Raw genomic sequence first — 16274 nt, forward strand, 5'->3', positions numbered from 1 at the left:
GATAGTCGATGGCCCATGATCAGATGTACCCGCGTCAGATGTAGTTGCCCAGGACGCCGGCCAGGACGTCGGTCGCGTCCTGCACGTCGATCTCGGTCATCTGCAGCGGCCCGCCCGTCTCGACGAAGCGCGCCGTATCGGCGCGCCCCGCGAAGACCGGGGCGAACCCCAGGTCGCGGATCAGCTTCGACGCGGTCAGCCGGGCGTCGACGAGGTCCGTGCAGACGAACTCGGCCAGCAGCGGATCGTGCCCGCGCCGCCGGGACAGCACGGCCGTGGGCAGCGTGTTGAACGCCTTCACCCAATGGGCCTCGGGCGCCCAGCTCATCAGCGTCTCGAGGCCGCTCATCCCGTCCGGCGTGGCTTCGGGCGGGTTCGTCGCGTCGATGACCACCTTGCCGGCGAGCGCGCCGCCGGCCATGTCGATCGCCTGCCGTGCCGACGACCAGTCCGGCGCGAACAGCACCGCGTCGGCGTAGGCGGCCGCGTCGGCGACCGGCATGGCCACCGCGTGCTCGCCGATCCGATCGATCAGGCCGCCCAGCCGCTGCGGGTGCCGCGACGTGATTGCCACGTCGTGCCCGCTCTGCGTGCACCACTCGGCGATGGTCGCGCCGAGCTTTCCTGCCCCGATGACGCCGATGTGCATGGTTCCAGCGTGCCAATTCGCCCACCCTCGGGGTGGGCGAACGGCTATTTTGCCCTCAACATCCGAGGTGACGGATTCCCACGCCCGCGGCGACCACCAGCGGCACTGCCCAAGCCGGATCAAGACGCGTACGCAGGGCAGGCGTCCACCCGGCGTCGGGCGTGAGATTCGGGTCGTACGCGGCGTTGTAGGCAGCCACCAGATCGACCGGCTTGGCCTTGTTGCCGACCTGGACGAGCGACCCGATCGCGGTGATCTTCGTGCCCTTCCAGTAGTGGATGACGTCGGCGGCGGGGACGTCGGCGCTGAGCTTGAAGTAGTTGTTCTCGGCGTAGATGCTCGACTCGACCCCGACGCCGAGCGAGTACTGGTACAGCTCGTCGGTTGCGACGTACAGGTTGTCGTACACGTCGACCTGGCCGAAACGCACGCGCGGCGCGCGCTGGATGACGTTGCCGAAGCGGTTGTGATGCACGGTGACGCGCAGCTTGCCGACGTCGACGCCCGGGGTGTCGGTCGAGCCGATCAGCATGGTCTTGTCGTGGTCGTAGTAGTCGTTCCAGGAGACCGTGACCAGGTCGGAGCCGCGGATGATGTCGGACGCGCCGTCGTGCGCCTGGTAGGGGCGGCCGAAGTAGAGCGGCTGGTCCTCGTCGTGGTTGTTGCCGTCGCTGAACGTGTTGTGGTCGATCCACACGTTGGTCGCGCCGGAGAGCGAGACGAGGTCGTAGAGCGAGTTCCAGTTGCCGGTGGCGCCGTCGGTGGGGTCCCACGCCGGGAAGCAGTCGGCCGCGTCGGTGAGCTCCAGATTTCGGACGATCACGTTGCTCACGTTGGTGACGACGAGGCTGCCATGGGTCAGCCGGCCGCCGTTGATCCCGACGATCGTCGTGTTGCTGCCGACGTTGACCTTGATCGTGTCGCCCTGCTTCTTGGCCGAGCGCACCCGGGCGTCCTCGAGCGGGCCGCTGGGCTTGGCGGCCGTGCCCCAGACCGCCGGGTCGTAGGCGGCGAGGAAGGCGTCGAGGCTGTAGTCCGGGTCGGCGAAGGAGTCGCACCCGACGGCGTTGTTGTCCGCGTCGACCCGGAGGTCGATCTTCCCGCTGACGTACACGATCTTCGGGGTGGCGTTCTGCCCGTTGGTGGCGGCGTTGCCGCCGAGGGCCGCGATGAGCTCGGCCCGGGTGCGCACGACGGCGACATGCGCGTCGTCGGCGGCCGCGCCGCCGGTGGTGCCGGCGCCCGAGGACGCCCAGCCGTCGTTGGCGGGCAGCGTCTGGCGGCCCAGCTTCAGCGCGGCGGGGGAGAGGCCGGACTTCTTGACGGCCTGCGTGGTCGCGCCGGCGGCGGCCTGCGTGGTCGCGCCGGCGGGGGTGGTCTCCGCGGTCGCGCCGACGGCAGCGGTCTCCGCGGTTGCGCCGACGGCAGCGGTCTCCGCGGTCACCCCGGCGGGCGCTGCGAGAGCGCCCGCCGGGGGAGCGGCGCCGGCCGGTGTGGCTAGCGGCGGGCCCGCTATCCCCAGCGCGGCGACAGCGGCGAGGACAGCGGCGGAGGTGGCTCTGGAGGGCATGGCATCTCCCTAGAACGGCCGGTGGCGGCCGCGTAGGACGCAGGAAAGCGCTTGCCTGGCAACATTCACACGCGGGTCGATTGCAGTCAATGCCTCAAACAACGCAGAAAGTTTGCAGCCCTCGCGCCGCGGCGATCTCCCGCACACCGGCGCGGCCCAGGCGAAATGCCGTCGCTGCCGCAACCCGGGCGGCTTGCCGCAAATCGCCCCTGGCTCGCGGAAGTTTGCAGCCATGGCGTCCAAGGGCGCGGCGTCCTTGCCGGGCAGGTAGAACGCGAAGGCCGACCCGGCCGGCTGCCGTCCGGCGTCCGGCACCCGGCACCCGGCACCCGGCACCCGGCACCCGGCGTCCGGCACCCGGCGTCCGGCGTCCGGCGTCCGGCGTCCGGCGTCCGGCGTCCGGCGTCCGGCAGATGATTGATCGCGGTCCGCGGCGGCGGCCCGCTGAACAGACGTGACTCGCGGTCCGCGGCTGCGTCCGCTGAACAGACGTGACCCGCGGTCCGCGGGGGCGGTCCGCTGGGAGGCTCGACCCGCGGTCCGCGGCGGCGGACGGCGAGCATCTCGGTCGGCCGGGTGGAGCAGGTTGGTCTGGTGGAGCAGGTTGGTCTGGTGGAGCAGGTTGGCCCGGTGGAGCAGGTTGGCCCGGTGGAGCAGGTTGGCCCGGTGGAGCAGGTTGGCCCGGTGGAGCAGGTTGGCCTGGTGGAGCAGGTCGGCCCGGTGGAGCCGGCTACTTGCAGGACTGCGGCCGCCACCCGTCGGCGCCGCGCAGGAAGGCCGCCATCGTGTTCTCGAAGGCCTGCGCATCGGTCAGTTGCGGACGGTCGGCCGACGGAATCGCCCCCGGTCCCCGGTTGTGGTATTCGGCGAGTCGCGCCTCGCGCCACGGCCACGTGCCGAAGTCGCTCCAGGCCGATGACCCCACGTGCGCCCCGATCCACGACTCGCGGATGAGGGTCTGGCCGATCGCGTTGGGGTCGTTGCTCGGGTGCCATGGCCGTCCGAGGAACACCGTGCCCGCGGGCGCGTCCGAGGTGAGCATGCAGCGGTGGAAGAGCAGCCCGTGCGGGTTGGCCGCGTCGGTGCTCGGCGCTGTCACGTACCCGCTGGGGGTGGAATTGCGGTTGAGCGAGTGAATCCGGCACCGGTCGAAGACCGCGGTCGCGCGGCCGAAGATGAAGTCGACGTCGCCCTCGACGTAGCACTCGCGGAAGTACGCCCGGGCCACCACGCCGGCCGCGGTGCTGTTCACGTAGAGAGTGTCCTGGTTGCCGAGGAACCGCACCCGATCGAACTCGACCTTGTCGGCCCGGGTCAGCACCGCCACCGCCTGCCTCGACGTGATCTCCGGGTGCCCGGCCTCGTCGAAGAGGTTCGCGAAGGTGAGGTTGCGGGCCCGGAACCCGGCCCCGTCCACGGTGACCGAGGCGCTGCCGGTCGTGCCCCAGGGCGTGCCGTCCGGCTTGAGCGTGCCGTTGGCCCGGTCGTCCGCGATCACCACCGCGTCCGGCCCGGCGCCCAGCCCGGTCAGTGTGATCAACGGCTTGGCGGCGGGCACGATGACCTGTCCGCGGTAGGTGCCCGGCCGTACCGCGATGGTGATCGGCTCGGCATTGCCGGCCGGCACCGCGTCGACCGCCGCCTGGATCGTCGTGAAGTCGCCGGCGCCGTCGCCGGCCACGACGGCGAACGGGGGAGCGGCCCGGGAGCGGCCCCGGCCCGGAGCGGCCTGGGCCGGTGAGACGGTCGCTGTGAGAGCGGTGCCGGCGAGTCCGCCGCCGGCCAACTCGAGGAACCTGCGTCTGCGCATGCTGGGGAACCTCCATAGGAAAGCCCTTTCCTGCGGAAGTTAGGCCCATCGATGCCTAGCCGTCAAGCGCCCAGGTGCTCTCGCGCGGCACCAGTTCGGCCGCCACGTGCTCCACCCGCGGCTCGTCCCCGGCGGCACCCAGCGCCAGTCGCATCGCCCGCTCCCCGAGCTCGGTCAGCGGCAACCGCACCGAGGTCAGCGAGGGCGTCACGTCCCGGGCGATCGGCATGTCGTCGAACCCGATCACGGCGACCCGCCGTCCCGCGCTCCGCAGCGCTGCGAGGGCGCCCACCGCCATCGAGTCGTTGAGCGCCGCGATGGCCGTCACCGCGGGAAACTCCGCGAGGATGCGCTGGGTGGCCGCGACCCCGCCGTCCCGCGTGAAGTCCGAATGGACAATCCGCTCCTTCGGCAACTTGCGCCGATATTTCCGGACGGCCCGCTGCAACCCGGTCAACCGGTCGGCCGTGGTGGTCAGATACGCCGGCCCCGCGATCACCGCGATCTCCTCGTGCCCGAGCTCGAAGAGATGAGCCGCCGCCAGGAATCCGCCCTCGTCGTTGTCCGGCATCACCGCGTCCCCGGTGTGCTCGTGCCGCCCGATGACGGCGATCCGCCCGCCGGTCGCCTCGAACGCCCGCAGCCGATCGTCGAGCCGCGCCGCGGTCGGAGCGTCGAGATACCCCGACCCCGCGATCACGATCGCCGCCACCTGATGGGCATGCAGCAGGTCGATGTACTCGAGCTCGCGATCCGGTTCCCGGTAGCTGTTGCAGATGATCGCCAGCCGCCCGTCCGCCTCGGCGACCCGCTGCAGGCCCCGCGTGATCTCCGCGAAGTACGGGTCGGACACGTCGTGCACGATCACGCCGACGGCGCTGCGATGCGACCGGGCCAGCATCTGCGCATGCGCGTTCGGCACGTACTTGAGCTCGGCCACGGCCGCGAGCACGCGCACCCGAAGCGCGTCCGCGACCGGCTTCGGGCTGCCGTTGATGATCCTGGACGCGGTTGCGGTGGAGACTCCCGCGTGGCGCGCGACATCCGCCAAGGTGGCCATGACCGGGCACAATACCGCCGTACTCGCCGCACGCCGGGGACGACACTGCTCTTGCTTGCGTGGCGCTTCGCCCACTACGGTCTAGGAAAGCGCTTACCTCAGGAAAAAACGGAGGACCCGCAACAATGGGCCGGACGACGATCGGAATCGTGCTCAACGGTGTCACCGGGCGGATGGGGCTGCGGCAACATCTGCTCCGCTCGGTGCTGGCCATCCGCCAGGACGGCGGCCTGCCGCTCCGCGACGGGTCGGTGCTCTGGCCCGAGCCGGTGCTGGTCGGCCGCAGCGAGGCCAAGTTGCGGGCCATCGCCGAAAGCCACGGCATCGCCGAAAAAAACTGGACCACCGATCTGCCTGCGGCGCTGGCCCGCCCCGACGTGCAGGTCTACTTCGACGCCCAGGTCACCTCGGCCCGGGTCAAGGCCCTGCAGATGGCGATCGACGCCGGCAAGCACATCTACACCGAGAAGCCGGTCGCCGAGACCCTCGAGCAGGCCGTCGAGCTGGCCCGCCTCGCCGACACCGCCGGCGTCAAGCACGGCGTCGTGCAGGACAAGCTCTACCTGCCCGGCCTGCGCAAACTGGCCCGCCTGGTCGAGTCCGGCTTCTTCGGGCGCGTGCTGAGCGTTCGCGGCGAGTTCGGCTACTGGGTTTTCGAGGGCGACTGGCAGTCCGCCCAGCGCCCCTCCTGGAACTACCGCGCGGCCGACGGCGGCGGCATCGTCCTCGACATGTTCCCGCACTGGCACTACGTCCTCGAGCAGCTCTTCGGCCCGGTCCGGGCGGTGACGGCCCGCGCGGCGACCCACGTCGGCCGCCGCTGGGACGAGGAGGGCGCCCCCTACGACGCCACCGCCGACGACGCCGCGTACGGCATCTTCGAGCTCGACGGCGGCGTGATCGCCCAGATCAACTCCTCCTGGACCGTCCGCGTGAACCGCGACGAGCTGGTCGAGTTCCAGGTCGACGGCACCCACGGCAGCGCGGTGGCCGGTCTGCACCACTGCCGCATCCAGCCCCGCGCCGCCACGCCGAAGCCGGTCTGGGACCCGGACGTCCCCACCGCGCAGCGCTTCCGCGAGCAGTGGCAGGAGGTCCCCGACAACGACACCTTCCCCAACGGCTTCCGCGCCCAGTGGGAGCAGTTCCTCCGCTATGTCGCCGAGGACGCGCCCTACGCCGGCGACCTGTGGGCGGGCGCGCGCGGCGTGCAGGTGGCGGAGCTGGGCCTGCGATCCTCGCGGGAGGGCCGCCGCCTGGAGATCCCGGAGCTGGACCGATGATCACCTTCAGCGGCCGCCGGTTCGCCCCCGGCGTCTTCACCAGCCGCATCGCCTACGCCGCCGCCCCGGTGACCGCCGATCAGCGGGCCGAGAACATCCCCGGCGCGCCCGCCGCGCTCGACTGGGACGCCACCCTCCGCTTCCGCCACCACCTCTGGTCGTACGACTTCGGCGTGGCCGAGGCGATGGACACCGCCCAGCGCGGCGCCGGCCTCGACTACACCGCGACCCGCGAGCTGATCCGCCGCAGCGCCGCCGAGGCGAGGTCGGTCGGCGGCAAGATCGTGGCCGGCGTCGGCACCGATCAACTCCCGGGCGGCCCCGCGACGATCGACGACATCCGCAAGGCGTACGCGGAGCAATTGGCCGACGTGCAGGAAGCCGGCGCCCAGCCGGTGATCATGTGTTCCCGCCATCTCGCGGCGGCGGCCGCGGATGCGGACGACTACCGTCGTGTCTACGGCGAGCTGCTCTCCCAGGCGGACGGCCCGGTGCTGCTGCACTGGCTGGGGGAGGCCTTCGACCCCGCGCTGGCCGGTTACTGGGGCGGCGGCGACGACGTGGTCCTCGAGATCATCGCAGAGCACGCCGCGAAGGTCGACGGCATCAAGCTCTCCCTGCTCGACGCCGGCCGCGAGATCGAGATGCGCCGCCGGCTCCCGTCGGGCGTCCGGATGTACACGGGCGACGACTTCAACTACCCGACGTTGATCAAGGGAGACGACCAGGGGCACTCGGAGGCGCTGCTGGGGGTGCTGGCCGTGATCGCCCCGCCGGCCGCCACCGCCCTGCGCGCCCTGGACGCCGGCGACCTGACGACCTACGACCGGCTGATGGATGCCACGCTGCCGCTGGCCCGCCATCTCTTCGCCTACCCGACCTACCACTACAAGACCGGCATCGTCTTCCTGAACTGGCTGGCCGGCCACCAGGACCACCTGGTCATGGTCGGCGGCGCGCAGGCCGGCCGTTCCCCCGGCCACCTGCTCACGCTGATGCGCCTGGCCGACGATGCCGGAATCCTCCCCGACGCCGACCTCGCCACGGCCCGTGCCCGGGCCTGGCTCATGACAGTAGGACTGGACCGATGAACGGTTTCTCGCTCAACCAGGCCACCACCAAGCGCTGGCCCCTCGACGAACTGGTGGCCGGCTGCGTCGCCGCCGGCGTGCCCGCGGTGGGCCTGTGGCGCGAGGAGGTGGCCGAGTTCGGTCTGGACAAGGCAGCCGCCCTGGTCCGCGACGCCGGCCTGGCGGTGTCGTCGCTGTGCCGCGGCGGCTTCTTCCACGAGGCCGACTGGTACGACAACAACCGCCGCGCGATCGATGAGGCCGCGACCCTGGGCACCGACACCCTGGTGCTGGTCAGTGGCGGCCTGCCCGGCAAGTCCCGCGACATCGACGGCGCCCGCCGCCACGTGTCCGACGCGATCGGCGCCCTGGTCCCCGACGCCCGCGCGGCCGGCGTCCGCCTGGCGATCGAGCCGCTGCACCCCATGTTCTGCTCGGACCGCTGCGTCGTCGCGACCCTCGGCCAGGCCCTCGAGATCGCCGCCCCGCACCCCGCGGATGCGGTGGGCGTCTGCGTCGACACCTACCACCTGTGGTGGGACGACCAGGTGTGGGATCAGATCGCTTCCGCCGGCCGGGCCGGCCGGATAGCGGCCTTCCAGCTCGCCGACTGGATCACCCCGTTGCCCGCGGGCGTCCTGCTCGGCCGCGGCCTTCCCGGCACCGGCTGCGTGGATCTCCGCCGCTTCTCCACCGCCGTTCGCGACGCCGGTTACCAGGGCTACGTCGAGGTGGAGGTCTTCCACGAGGACGTCTGGTCCCGTCCCGGGCCCGAGGTGCTCGCCGAGGCCTACGCCGGCTACCGGGCCTTCGCCGCATGACCGCGTTGCGCGTGGCCGGCCGGCCCGTGGCCACCTACGTCGAGCACCCCGACCTCGACATCCGCCTGGCCCCCCGGCCCTACCTGCACCCCATCCGCACACTCTCCGGCGTGACGGTCACCGACGCTCTCTGTCACGACCACCCTTGGCACATGGGGGCCTCGGTGACCATGGCGGACGTCGACGGCCTCAATTTCTGGGGCGGCCGCACCTACGTCCGCGACGAGGGCTACGTCTGGCTCGACGATCACGGCCGCATCGTCCAGGCGGACTCCTCCCCGGTGACGGACGGGTTCACCGCGCTCCTGCACTGGCAGGACGCTTCCGGCGCGGTCATCCTGCGCGAGCAACGCACGGTGACGGCACGTGAGGCGCCGCACGGCTGGCGTCTTTCTTTCGCGTACGCACTGAGCACCGTCACCGAGTCAGCGGTGATTCTCGGTAGCCCCGCCACCCACGGCCGCCCCGGCCAGGCCGGCTACGGCGGCTTCTTCTGGCGCGCCACCGAGGGCCCGGCCACGGCCTTCGGCGCCCTCTCGGATTCCCCGCACGCCTCGGCCGACCCTTGGCTGGCCGTCACGGTGGCCGACCGCTACACGCTGGCCTTCCAGGGCCTGGCCGACGGCGACCGCTGGTTCGCCCGGACCGAGGAGTACGTGGGCGTCTGCGCCGCCCTGGCCTTCACCGACCCGCTGCCGATCAAGCCCGCCCACCCGCTGACCAGGACGATCCACGTCCTGGTGGCCGACGGCGCTCTGTCGCGTCCTCAGATCGAGGAGGCGCTCGCCTGAGCCGCCGCGGTGTCTCCCAGGATCTCGCCCAGCGCCGCCAGCAGCAGTAGCGCGACCAGCGCGGCCGCGAGTCCGAACAGCGCCGCCTGCACGCCGAGCGCCGCCGACGACCGGGCGTTGCGCGCGCCGGCCGCCACCCACCACCCCGCCACCACCAGGCAGCCCGCCAGGAAGATGCCGACCCACAGCAGGCTGCCGGCGACGGTTTCACGCAGCCCGTCGCTCAGCGTCCCGGTGGCCGCCGCGAACCCGACGACGCCCGCGATCAGCCCGGCCAGGATCCAGGCCGCGGCGATGGTGAAGGCGCGCATCCGGCTCACCATGGCGGGCAGCGTACTCCACCGGCATGCACGCTTGTCGATTCCTAGGTCACCGGCAGCCGCTGGGTGAAGGGCGGCGCCGCCCACGGCACACCCATCTCCGAGGGCAGCGCCGTCGTCTCGACCACCTTGCGCAGCAGGTCGTTGATCCCCGGAATGGTGCGTTGCGGCCCGTCGGTGACCACGGCCGAGTCGTCCAGCAGATGCGGCAACGGCGCGTCGGGCACGGTCAGCGCCTCCAGCACCGCCGTGAAGTCGGCGGTCGCCGCGAGCGGAACGAGCAGCGGCACACCGCTCGCACGATGCTCGACCAGGTTGGTGAGCAGATCGGCGCGCCCCTCGATCTTGCGCAGGGCGCCGTCGCCCGGCAGCGCCAGCCGATCGGTCGGATACTCGAGCGTGGCCCGGCCGCGCGTGCCCCGGGCCGAGATCTCGCCGGCGATGAAGTCCTCCCCGGCCAGCGTCACCGCGATCACGATGCTCAGCCCACCGTCGAAGGTGATCCGCGCGAACGCCGTGTCCTCCACCTCGATGGGCCGCACCCGGTACCGCTCGGCGACGAGCTGCCGCGGCCGTCCCGCCCCCACCGCCTGAGCGCTGGCGAGCGCTTGCATCACGGCGTGCGCCAGCGGATTGACCAGCGCTCCGTCCACCACCGGCCGCCCGCCCATCCTCCGCTTGCCGGCCCAGGGCGACCGCGCGTAGTAGGTGTCGTCGCGCTGCCACGAAGCGGTAGCCGTGATTCCGTCGAGCTTCCCGAGCCCGGCCAGCGCGTCCCGGAAACTCAGCCAGGCTTGCGACCCGAGCGCCTGGAACCCCACCTGGCAGGCCCGCCCCGCGGCCCCGAGCGACGCGGCGAGCGTGTGATGCGCCGCCAGCGACGCCACCGGCGGTTTCTCCAGCAGCAGGTCACATCCGGCCGCGATCGCATCGAGCGCGATCTGCAGATGCGTGTGCGGCGGCGTGCAGATAACGACCACGTCGGGGCTGGTCTTCGCGAGCAGCTCGCGGTGATCGGTGAAGACCGGGACCCCATCCGGTACGGGCGGGTCCGGCTCGAGCGGCCGCACATCGGCAAGACCCACCAGCCGTACGCGTCCTGCCTGCTCGACCTCGGCGATCCGCCGCCGGTGCCACCGCCCGTGCCCGTTGGCCCCGATCAACGCCACGGTCGCCGTCATGTCCTGCCCACCTGCGTAGCGGCGCCGGCCAGGGTCGCCTCGACGCCGTGCTTCTCGAAGGCGGTCAGCCACTCGACGAGCACCTCGCGCACCGTGTCGTCGCCGGCGAGCTCGGGCGCGAAGACGGTGTCGAGCCCCAGCAGCGCGTCCACGACGCCGGCCGGAGTGCCGGGCGCCGCCGCGAGCCGGGCCCGGATGCGGGCCGCGAGGGGATCGTTGAGGGGGAGCGCCTGCCCGTCGTCCGTGCGGCCGCCGGTGAAGCGCATCCACGCCGCCACCACCATGATTCCCCAGCGGGGCGTGGCCCCGGCCGTCCGCCGGTCGATGATCGTGTGCAGCAGCCGCGGGGGCAGCTTCTGCGAGCCGTCCATGGCCACCTGCACGGTCCGGTAGTCGATCGCGGGGTTGGCGAAGCGGTGCAGCACCTCCTCGCCGTACGCGATGGTGTCGACGCCGGGCGGAGGCGTCAGGCTGGGCGCGATGTCCTCGGCGATGAATCGCCGCACCGCGGCGGCCATCCCGGGCAGCGTGAGCGCGTCGGCTATGGTCTCGCGCCCGGCGAGCGCCCCGAGGTAGGCGATCGCCGAGTGCACCCCGTTGAGAGTCCGCAGCTTGAGCCGCTCCCAGGGCCGCGGGTCGTCGGTGAGCACCGCCCCGGCCTTCTCCCACGCCGGCCGCCCGGCGGGGAAGTCGTCCTCGATGATCCACGCCGAGTACGGTTCCCCGCCCAACGCCGCCTCGTCGCGGACGCCCAGCTCGCCGCGCGCGACGGCCAGGGTCTCGGCGGTGCTGGCCGGCACGATCCGGTCGACCATCGTGCCGGGGAACGTCACGTTGTCCTCGACCCAGTCGGTCAGCGAGGTGGCGGCGGCCAGGTAGTCGACGAGGCCGCGCAGCCGGTGCCCGTTGGACGGCAGGTTGTCGCAGCTGACCAGCGCGATCGGCCCGCCGTCGGCGCGCCGGCGGGCGGCGAGGCCGCGGATGAGCAGGCCGGGCACGGTCCGCGGGGGCCGCTCGCTCTCCAGGTCGCCGCGCAGCTCGTCGTCGAGCAGGAGCCGCCCGGTCGCGGGGTCGAGGCGGTAGCCCTTCTCGGTCACGGTGAGCGTGACGATCCGGATGGCCGGGTCGGCGAGCAGCGCCACCACCGCGTCCGGGTCGCTCGCCGCGTGCCGCAGGCCGGCGTGGGCCCCGATCACCCGGGTGGAGCGGCCTTCGGCCGCGAGCGTGGTGACACTGTAGAGGCGGTCCTGCGCGCGCAGCGCGTCGAGCACGGTGACCGAGCGGGGCGCGACGCCGACGATGCCCCAGTCGCCGCCGGCGGCCGCCATCGCGTCCTCGGTGAAGACGGCCTGGTGGGCCCGGTGGAACGCGCCGAGGCCGAGGTGGACGATGCCGGCGGCGGCCTCCCCGGGCGTGATCCGGGGGCGCGACGCGGCGGGGACGCGGTTCAGGGTGTTGCGGCCCAGGAGATCGCTCATGACCAGGCCGGCCCTTCCGGGAAGCGGAACTCGGCGATCGACGCCGGCTTGAGATCCGAGCTGTAGCCCGGCTTTTCCGGTACGAGGTAGCGCCCGTCCCGGGTCCGTACGGGATCCTCGAAATGTTCGTGCAGATGATCGACGTACTCGACCATGCGGCCGTCGAGCGACGTGCCGACCCGCAGGAAGTCGAAGATTGCCAGGTGCTGCACCAGCTCGCAGAGGCCGACCCCGCCGGCGTGCGGGCAGACCGGCACCCCGAACTTCGCGGCCAGCAGCAGCTCGGCCAGCACCTCGGGGACGCCCGCGACCCGGCAGGCGTCGATCTGCATGACCCGGATCGCGCCGGCCTGCAGCAACTGCTTGAAGATGACCCGGTTGGCGGCGACCTCGCCGGTCGCGACCCGCACCGGGGCGACCGCCTGCTGGATGCGCGCGTGGCCGAGCACGTCGTCGGGGTGGGTCGGCTCCTCGATCCAGTACGGGTTCATCTCGGTCAGGCGGGCCATGTTGGCGATCGCCTCGTCGACGCCCCACACCTGGTTGGCGTCCATCATGAGCAGCGCGTCCGGCCCGATCTCGTCCCGGATGATCCGGGCGCGGCGGACGTCGTCGTCGATCGGCCCGCCCACCTTCATCTTCATCGCCCGCCAGCCCTGCGCGTACGCCTCGCGGGTGAGCGCCCGCACCTTGTCGTCGGGGTAGCCGAGCCAGCCCACGCTGGTCGTGTACGACGGGAAGCCCTCGTCGCGCAGCTGGGCGAGCCGGTCCTCGAGCCCGACCCGGCCCTTGTCGAGGATGGCGGCCGCGTCCTCGGGGGTCAGCGCGTCGTCGATGTGCCGGAAGTCGACGCAGGCGACCAGGTCGGCGGTGGGCATCTCGGCGAGCAGCCGCCACATCGGCTTGCCGGCGACCTTGGCCCGCAGGTCCCAGACGGCGTTGACGATCGCGCCGGTGGCCATCTGCAGGGCGCCCTTCTCGGGCCCGAGCCAGCGCAGCTGCACGTCGGCGGTGAGCGAGCGCAGGAACGCCAGCGGCTCGGCTGTCAACTCCTCGAGCGTGCGCCCCTGGACGTGGTGGGCGAGCGCTTCCACCGCGGCGCAGGTGATCTCGTTCCCGCGCCCGTTGGTGAAGGTGAATCCCGTGCCGGTCGGCCCATCGGTGGCGAGCTCGACATAGGTCGCGGAGTAGTCGCCCCGGTTGATCGCGTCGGAGCCGTCGCCGGCGGCCGCGGTGGGAAAGCGTACGTCGTGGACGGTGAGTCCGGTGATGGTCGTCATGCTGCCTTCTTCTCCAGCTCGTTCTGGTCCAGCCGGAAGATGCGCTTCGGCAGGTGGTAGGAGAGGTCGGCCATCGTCTCGACGGCCTCGTCCATCGGGAGCCGGTCCTGCACCACCAGCGAGGCGAGGTACGCGGCGTCGGAGCGGCGGGAGATGTCGTGCCGCACCGGGATCGAGCAGAACGCCCGGGTGTCGTCGACGAAGCCGGCCGTGTTGTAGAAGCCGGCCGCGTCGGTGACCGCCTCGCGGAAGCGGCGCATCGCGTCGGGCGTGTCCAGGAACCACCACGGTGCGCCCAGGTAGAGGGCCGGATAGCCGCCGGCCAGCGGGGCCAGCTCACGGCTGAACGTGTACTCGTCGAGCGTGTAGACCACCACACGCAGGCGAGCGTCCATCCCGTACGTGTCAAGCAGTGGTTTCAAAGCGTGCACATAGTCGGTCGCCTGCGGGATGTCGCCGCCGACGTCCTTGCCGTGCGCGGCGTAGAGCTTGCCGTTGTGGTCGCGCACGGCACCGGGATGGATCTGCATGACCAGGCCGTCGTCGATCGACATCCGGGCGAACTCGAGCAACATGTGCCCGCGGAACGTCTCGGCGTCGGCGGCGGAGGCTTGGCCGCGCAGTCCCCGCTCGTAGATCGCGGCTGCCTCGTCCGGGGCCAGGATCGCGGTGCGCGCGGTCGGGTGCCCGTGGTCGGAGGAGGTGGTGCCGGCTGCGATGAACGCCTCCCGCCGGCTGCGCAGTGCGTTCATGTAGCCGGAGTACGAGGCGGTGTCCTCCCCGGCCAGGTCGCCGAGCAGCCCGATGTTGTCGAGCCAGTCCTCGCGGTCGAGGTCGACCACGTTGTCCGGCCGGAACGTCGAGATCACCCGCCCGCCGGGACCGCCCCAGCCGTCGGCGGCGAGCTTGGCGTGCTGCGCGAGGTCGTCGGTGGGCGACTCGGTGGTGGCCAGGACCTCGATGCCGAACCGCTCGAACAGCGCCCGCGGCCGGAAGCCGGGCTCGGCGAGGCGGGCCGCGATCGCGTCGTACACGTCGTCGGCGGTGTCGCGGCGCAGCGGCGTCCCGACGCCGAAGACGGTCTGGAAGGTGCGCTCGAGCCACAGCCGCGACGGGGTGCCGCGGAACAGGTGCCAGTTGTCGGCGAGCAGCCGCCAGATCACCCGGCCGTCGGTCTCGACCGGACCGCCGTCGCGCCGCGGGACGCCCAGCCGATCGGGCGGGATGCCCTGGCTCAGCAGCATCCGCGTCACGTAGTGGTCGGGCACGATCAGCAGCCGCGCCGGATCGGGGAACGGCTCGTCGTCGGCCAGCAGGCGCGGGTCGACGTGGCCGTGCGGGCTGATCAGCGGCAGGTCGCGAGCGGTGGCGTACAGCTCGCGCGCGACCTGGGCGTGGCGCGGGTCGATGGCGAACGTCGGGTCTGTCACGGTCACCTCTTCGGGCTTTTTTGGGCGAGGTCGAGCAGGTCGGAGACCCGCACCCGCTCGGCGGATTGCAGGGAACGGTTGGCGGCGAGGCCGGTGAGCAGCGCCAGCGCGCCGTCACGGGCGGTCGCCGTGCGGCGCATCGGGTCGGTCTGCCCGCCGAGCAGGACGGCGGTCATGCGGTGGTCGGCGCCGCCGTGTCCCTCCCGGCTGTGCGGTTGCAGCTCGACCGCGTACGGCGGCGCCCAGTACGGCCGGATGGTCAGCGTGACCCCGCCGCGCTCCGGGGCGGCCTCCGTCCCGTGCACGGCCGCGCCCTTGAGCTCGCCGGCCGCTGCGAGGCTGACGTGGTCGCTCTCGACCACCTCCAGCTCGAGCCGCCCCTTGCTGCCGTTGACCATGAGCCGGTAGCCCTCCCACGGCGCATAGGCGGTGAGGTGGTAGGTCATGGTCGCCCCGGTGTCGTAGCGGACCAGCACCGCCAGGTCGTCCTCGATCGTCACCCCGGGCGCGAACACGTTCTGGTCGCGGTGGTAGCCGTCCTCGGCCTCGGCGTCGAGGTAGAGCTCGCGCAGCCGCGGATTGTCCTGCAGATGCAGGGCGAACGGGTCGTCCTGCGCCTCGGGGCTGCCGTGCACCCGGTCGTAGTCGCGCGCGTAGCCGTGCCGCTTGCCGTTCTCGCCGTAGAAGAACAGCCGCCCGGAGGCGTACACCTCGGCGGGCGCCGCGCCGAGCCACCAGTTGACCAGGTCGAAGTGGTGGCCGGACTTGTGCACCAGCAGGCCGCCCGAGTTGGCCTTGTCGCGGTGCCAGCGGCGGAAGTAGTCGGCGCCGTGCCGCACGTCGAGCAGCCATTCGAAGTGGACCGAGCCGATCTCGCCGATCTCGCCGCCGGCCAGCAGCGTGCGGACCATCTCGTGCACCGGGTTGAACCGGTAGTTGAAGGCGACCTGCACCCGGTGGCCGGTGCGCTGCTGCGCGTCGAGGATGCGCGCGGCGCTCTCGGCGTCGACCGTCATCGGCTTCTCGGTGATGACGTCGCAGCCGGCCTCGAGCGCGGTGACGATGTGCCCGGCGTGGGTGCGGTCGATGCTGGTCACGATCAGCTCGTCGACTTTGTTTTTTTGAAGCATGGCGGTCAGGTCGCCGGCCCGGTAAGTCGGCACTGGCTCGTGTCCGGCCGCCTTGAGCCAGCGGTTGTGCGCGTCCATCCGGGACTGGTTGACGTCGGCGAGCGCGACCAGCTCCGCGGTCTCGGCGTGGTCGGCGGTGACCGCGCGGACGAACATCTCGGCGCGGGCGCCGGCGCCGATCAGGGCGTAGCGGCGGCGGTTGTCTCGTGGCACGGGGGCCTCCAGCCGAAGGCAACAAAGGTTTGCAGGGAAGTTAGGCCGATCGATGTGGCCGAGTCAATGAGGTGGCACCTTCTTGTCCCATTTTGTCATGAGGAAAGTGCTTTCCTGATGCCCGTCTGCAATCTTTATGCAACACAAGAACATTGACACCGGTGCAACCGCTTGCATTAATTGTGGTC

At 71.9% G+C, this 16274-nt stretch carries 14 protein-coding genes; 4 read left to right on the plus strand and 10 right to left on the minus strand.

Annotation, left to right across the window (positions count from 1 at the left end):
• Positions 1-34: 34 nt before the first annotated feature.
• From ACIA5D_RS15295 to ACIA5D_RS15310, 4 genes are all read right to left on the minus strand, one after another.
• Complete coding sequence (locus ACIA5D_RS15295; protein WP_396030527.1) at positions 35-649, minus strand: NADPH-dependent F420 reductase; 615 nt, start codon at positions 647-649, stop codon at positions 35-37.
• A 55-nt stretch (positions 650-704) separates the two neighbouring features.
• Entirely contained in the window at positions 705-2219 is a 1515-nt protein-coding gene (locus tag ACIA5D_RS15300) for a polysaccharide lyase family 1 protein (RefSeq protein ID WP_396030528.1), read from the minus strand.
• A 730-nt stretch (positions 2220-2949) separates the two neighbouring features.
• Positions 2950-4029, minus strand: a complete 1080-nt coding sequence (locus ACIA5D_RS15305) for a pectinesterase family protein (RefSeq protein ID WP_396030529.1) — start codon at positions 4027-4029, stop codon at positions 2950-2952.
• 55 nt (positions 4030-4084) lie between these two features.
• Positions 4085-5089, minus strand: a complete 1005-nt coding sequence (locus ACIA5D_RS15310; protein ID WP_396030530.1) for a LacI family DNA-binding transcriptional regulator — start codon at positions 5087-5089, stop codon at positions 4085-4087.
• 125 nt (positions 5090-5214) lie between these two features.
• Here ACIA5D_RS15310 and ACIA5D_RS15315 point away from each other — a divergent pair, with 125 nt between their 5' ends.
• The 4 genes from ACIA5D_RS15315 to ACIA5D_RS15330 are packed head-to-tail and all read left to right on the plus strand — an operon-like array spanning position 5215 to position 9054.
• Positions 5215-6372, plus strand: a complete 1158-nt coding sequence (locus ACIA5D_RS15315) for a Gfo/Idh/MocA family protein (RefSeq protein WP_396030531.1) — start codon at positions 5215-5217, stop codon at positions 6370-6372.
• Positions 6369-7463, plus strand: coding sequence for a dihydrodipicolinate synthase family protein (locus ACIA5D_RS15320; RefSeq protein WP_396030532.1), 1095 nt, complete (start codon positions 6369-6371; stop codon positions 7461-7463). Before ACIA5D_RS15315 ends, ACIA5D_RS15320 begins: the two co-directional genes overlap by 4 nt.
• Positions 7460-8263 carry a sugar phosphate isomerase/epimerase family protein gene (locus ACIA5D_RS15325; protein ID WP_396030533.1) on the plus strand — a complete coding sequence of 268 codons (804 nt, stop codon included), beginning with the start codon at positions 7460-7462 and terminating at the stop codon, positions 8261-8263. Before ACIA5D_RS15320 ends, ACIA5D_RS15325 begins: the two co-directional genes overlap by 4 nt.
• Positions 8260-9054: a PmoA family protein gene (locus tag ACIA5D_RS15330; protein WP_396030534.1), complete on the plus strand. Its 795-nt coding sequence runs from the start codon at positions 8260-8262 to the stop codon at positions 9052-9054. Before ACIA5D_RS15325 ends, ACIA5D_RS15330 begins: the two co-directional genes overlap by 4 nt.
• On the opposite strand, the gene ACIA5D_RS15335 is transcribed toward ACIA5D_RS15330, so the two are convergent.
• The 6 genes from ACIA5D_RS15335 to ACIA5D_RS15360 are packed head-to-tail and all read right to left on the minus strand — an operon-like array spanning position 9030 to position 16086.
• The gene (locus tag ACIA5D_RS15335) at positions 9030-9377 is read right to left on the minus strand and encodes a hypothetical protein (protein WP_396030535.1); all 348 of its coding nucleotides are present in this window, start codon (positions 9375-9377) and stop codon (positions 9030-9032) included. The genes ACIA5D_RS15330 and ACIA5D_RS15335 overlap by 25 nt on opposite strands.
• A 41-nt stretch (positions 9378-9418) precedes the next feature.
• Positions 9419-10555 carry a Gfo/Idh/MocA family protein gene (locus ACIA5D_RS15340; protein WP_396030536.1) on the minus strand — a complete coding sequence of 379 codons (1137 nt, stop codon included), beginning with the start codon at positions 10553-10555 and terminating at the stop codon, positions 9419-9421.
• Complete coding sequence (locus tag ACIA5D_RS15345; RefSeq protein ID WP_396030537.1) at positions 10552-12033, minus strand: mannitol dehydrogenase family protein; 1482 nt, start codon at positions 12031-12033, stop codon at positions 10552-10554. Before ACIA5D_RS15345 ends, ACIA5D_RS15340 begins: the two co-directional genes overlap by 4 nt.
• A complete protein-coding gene (locus tag ACIA5D_RS15350) occupies positions 12030-13313 on the minus strand; it encodes an enolase C-terminal domain-like protein (RefSeq protein WP_396030538.1) in 1284 nt (427 codons plus the stop codon). Before ACIA5D_RS15350 ends, ACIA5D_RS15345 begins: the two co-directional genes overlap by 4 nt.
• Positions 13310-14749, minus strand: coding sequence for a glucuronate isomerase (uxaC, locus tag ACIA5D_RS15355; protein ID WP_396030539.1), 1440 nt, complete (start codon positions 14747-14749; stop codon positions 13310-13312). The genes ACIA5D_RS15350 and uxaC overlap by 4 nt, the downstream gene beginning before the upstream one ends.
• Entirely contained in the window at positions 14746-16086 is a 1341-nt protein-coding gene (locus ACIA5D_RS15360; protein ID WP_396030540.1) for a Gfo/Idh/MocA family protein, read from the minus strand. The genes uxaC and ACIA5D_RS15360 overlap by 4 nt, the downstream gene beginning before the upstream one ends.
• Positions 16087-16274: the final 188 nt, after the last annotated feature.

It is taken from the genome of Actinoplanes sp. NPDC051513, from assembly GCF_044454685.1.
GTDB lineage: Bacteria > Actinomycetota > Actinomycetes > Mycobacteriales > Micromonosporaceae > Actinoplanes.

Coding starts and splice junctions, on each gene's coding strand:
- ACIA5D_RS15295 (WP_396030527.1), bottom strand. CDS start 649: ATGCACATCGGCGTCATCGGGGCAGGAAAGCTCGGCGCGACCATCGCC.
- ACIA5D_RS15300 (WP_396030528.1), bottom strand. CDS start 2,219: ATGCCCTCCAGAGCCACCTCCGCCGCTGTCCTCGCCGCTGTCGCCGCG.
- ACIA5D_RS15305 (WP_396030529.1), bottom strand. CDS start 4,029: ATGCGCAGACGCAGGTTCCTCGAGTTGGCCGGCGGCGGACTCGCCGGC.
- ACIA5D_RS15310 (WP_396030530.1), bottom strand. CDS start 5,089: ATGGCCACCTTGGCGGATGTCGCGCGCCACGCGGGAGTCTCCACCGCA.
- ACIA5D_RS15315 (WP_396030531.1), top strand. CDS start 5,215: ATGGGCCGGACGACGATCGGAATCGTGCTCAACGGTGTCACCGGGCGG.
- ACIA5D_RS15320 (WP_396030532.1), top strand. CDS start 6,369: ATGATCACCTTCAGCGGCCGCCGGTTCGCCCCCGGCGTCTTCACCAGC.
- ACIA5D_RS15325 (WP_396030533.1), top strand. CDS start 7,460: ATGAACGGTTTCTCGCTCAACCAGGCCACCACCAAGCGCTGGCCCCTC.
- ACIA5D_RS15330 (WP_396030534.1), top strand. CDS start 8,260: ATGACCGCGTTGCGCGTGGCCGGCCGGCCCGTGGCCACCTACGTCGAG.
- ACIA5D_RS15335 (WP_396030535.1), bottom strand. CDS start 9,377: ATGGTGAGCCGGATGCGCGCCTTCACCATCGCCGCGGCCTGGATCCTG.
- ACIA5D_RS15340 (WP_396030536.1), bottom strand. CDS start 10,555: ATGACGGCGACCGTGGCGTTGATCGGGGCCAACGGGCACGGGCGGTGG.
- ACIA5D_RS15345 (WP_396030537.1), bottom strand. CDS start 12,033: ATGAGCGATCTCCTGGGCCGCAACACCCTGAACCGCGTCCCCGCCGCG.
- ACIA5D_RS15350 (WP_396030538.1), bottom strand. CDS start 13,313: ATGACGACCATCACCGGACTCACCGTCCACGACGTACGCTTTCCCACC.